General features: G+C 69.6%; 2 protein-coding genes. One reads left to right on the forward strand and one right to left on the reverse strand.

The features are described from left to right. On the reverse strand, positions 1 to 2,295 hold a 2,295-nt coding region (locus tag BBK14_RS10365), incomplete at its 3' end, for a Tn3 family transposase (RefSeq protein ID WP_083390846.1). An 87-nt stretch (positions 2,296 to 2,382) separates the two neighbouring features. Between BBK14_RS10365 and BBK14_RS10370 the strand changes: the two genes are divergently transcribed. After that, positions 2,383 to 3,065, forward strand: a 683-nt coding sequence (locus tag BBK14_RS10370) for a hypothetical protein (RefSeq protein ID WP_131802218.1), incomplete at its 3' end; no start/stop codon positions are given.

The following is a 3,065-nucleotide window of genomic DNA, read 5'->3' on the forward strand; positions in this document are numbered from 1 at the left end:
GAAGCCGATCTCGGAGGCGCCGTGGGAGTCGACGTAGTTGCCCTCGACCTCCATCGCCGTGCCGTGGCGTACCGCGCCTTCGACCATCGCGGCGACCTCGGAGGCGGTGCAGCTGAGCAGCTGGGAGTGGATGGCCATGCTCTTGCGCTCGACGTGCCAGTAGATCAGCACGCCGCGCCCGCCGTAGCGGGAGTGCCACTCGGTAAAGATGTTCTGGTCGAACGCGCCGAAGTGCGTCGAGTCGCTGGCCACCGCGCTCGACCCAGCGCCCCAGACCTGGTGTGCCCGGGCGGCGAAGGTGGCGTTGGCGATCTCGATGGCCATCGTGCGGGCGAGCTCGGCGGTCAGATAGCGGCGTCGAACGTAGCGGATGTCGTCCTCGCTGTGGCCGTTCTGCGCAGACCCGGCGATCGCGCGGATACCGGTGTTGGTGCCATAGGCGTAGATCGCCAGCATCAGCCGTTCCGCGAGCACGGCGGGGGCCAAGTCCCCGCGGCTGGCCGCGGTGGTCGCCGCAGCGAGGCAGCCGGTGCGCAGCACCGCCTCCTTGAGCATGTCGATCAGCGGGACAGTGCCCCACCGGGTCCGCACCTCGGCCTTCAACCGGCGCAGGTTACGCGGCTCCGGGGCGGCGTCCAGGTCGGTGAGCCGGATCGGGCCGTTCTTGCCCCGGTCGGCGATCTCCAGCCAGCCCAACTTTGGCAGCGCGGTGTCCAGCGCGCCCAGTTCGGCGCGCATCTCCTCGCGCAGCTGGTCGATGAACGCGGTCGGGTCCAGCGGCTTACGCAGCGCGGCGTAGTGCGCCACCCGGTGGACCTCGAAGTCGACCGGCAGGTCCTCATCCGGGTTGCGCCACTTCTCCGCGCCGACAACCCAGATCTCCTTGCACCGCAGGCTGTCGCGCAGCGCCTGGAAGGTGCAGATCTCATACACGCCGCGGACCGCCCGCTTCGGGCCTTTGGTCGGGTCGGTGAACACCAGCTCCGTCCAGTCGCCCAGCAGCCCCTTGTGGGAGGGCACCGTCTCGCCGACGGGGAAGTACGTCAGCCGGCTGTCGGCGTACCGGCGGATCAGGTCAAGAGCGTCGAGGACCGGCCGATGTGTGTCGTTGTTCGACCGGAACTCCAGCACCCCGAGCAGCGCGATCAGCCCGCGCCGGTAGTGGTTGGAGTACGAGGCCTTCAACGTCGTCTGCACCGTGCGCCGGTACACCGGCCCCTTGGTCCTGAACTCGTGCACCAGCTCCCGCAGCGTCTGCTCCCCACCGGAGACCGCCGGGAACACCACCTCACGGACCGGCTCGTCGGGGCTGTCGAGCGAGGCCTCCGCGATCGCGAACAGGATGTTCTCCTTGCCGGTCACCCGCTTGAACGCGTTGACGAGCTCCTCGGTGACCTTCCTGTCCGCCCGCGCGCCGATCCGGTGCACCGTCGAGATCAGCAGCTCAACGAGCGTGTCGGTGATCTCCTTAAGCCGAGCGTGCAGCAGCGCCGCGAGCAGCGTCAGCATCAGCGCGTCGGGATGGTCGCGCAGGTGCGACGGGGACTCCACCGCCGCCCTGGCCCGCCAGGCCGCGACCACCCGTGGGGCGACGTCGGCGAACAGCCCGTCGGGCAGGTCGACCGCACGGACCGCCCGCAGCTTGCGGATCTCGGTCAGCATTGAGTCCAGACTGACGTTGCCCGGCACCGACTTGATCAGCGCCAGCACCGAGTCCTGCCCGGTGTCGTCGTCCGGGACGTCCACGGCGACCAGCGCACGCAGACGCCCGGCGACGTCAACGGGCAGACGCCCGGCGATCCGGGCGGTCAGCGCCTGCTCGGCCTGATGCAGCGCCGAGCGCACAACCCGTTCAATCCGCCCGGCGGCCGGCGGCTCGATCCGCTCGGCGCGGCAGCGCGCCAGCAGCTCCTCGCGGACCAGCTCCGAACGCCGCTCGGTCTCGCACACGTTGCCGGCCAGCCACTCGGCCAGCTGGTCCGCGTCGGCCACCGAGCACTCCCGGAAGCCCAGATACCCACGGATCTGCCCCCGGTGGTACTCGATCGTGCGGCCGGTCCACTCGTAGAAGCCCATGTCGCCCGGCTCCACACCGACCTGCCGGGCCACGTACTCCACGGCCTCGTCCGGCAGGTCGCTACGCCCCCGCGGGAACCGACCCATCTGGGTGAAGAACTTCAACATCACCGTGAAGCCGAGCCGCGTCGGCCCGCGCTTGCCAGCGATCAGCTCCCGCTCGTCATCCAGCAACGTCCAGTGCTCGACGAGCTCATCGAGATCCAGCGTTCGGGCCACGCCCGAACATCATGGCCCGGTGCGCCAAGCGCCAACAGCCCGCGCCCACAGAGAGGCACAACGCAAGATCACCCGCGTTTGCGGCTGGTGACACGTTTCTTACCAGTACCCCAACTCGCCACCGGCGAACAGCTCGACCTCGGTGACCCGACGCTTGGCCGGCCTGACGGCCTGGAACTGTGGGACCGGGCAGCGCAACGCTCCTCCAGCCGGCACGATCCCACTGCCCGATGCCTGTTCCCGCAGTGCAAGGGCGCACCGCTGATCCTCAAGACCTACGGGGCCACGGGAACGCGCTACGCCTCCCACTTCCGGGGCGAAGGTGGCACCGGAGATCACGCCGTCGCCCCACCCGACCGTGCCCGCCACAGCGCGATGCTCGACGTCTGGACCAAGGTCTACGACCACGTCGGCTGGCAGGTTACCGCCCGCGAACGCGGCCACGGTGGTCGGAGAAGGTTCCCCGACCTGCTCATCGCCGACGCCCCGCAGCCGACCTCCACAGAAGTCCAGCTCACCCAGAAGAAGGACCACATCAAGCGAACCCGGGACGCGGCCGCGCTCGGCGTCACCGCCGTGTGGAACTCCGGCCCCAGCGTCGACCTGAAAGACCGGGTGCCCGAGCTGCGGTTCACCACCGACATCCCCCAGGTCCTCGCCGCCCGCCAACCCCAGGACCTCAAGATGCTCGGCATCCGCCACCTCACCTGGGTACGCGACGTCGGACCCAAACTCCGCCCGCAGCCCTCTCCCAGACCCATGGCCATGGG

Origin of the sequence: Parafrankia soli (assembly GCF_001854695.1) — a bacterium.
Lineage (GTDB): Bacteria > Actinomycetota > Actinomycetes > Frankiales > Frankiaceae > Parafrankia > Parafrankia soli.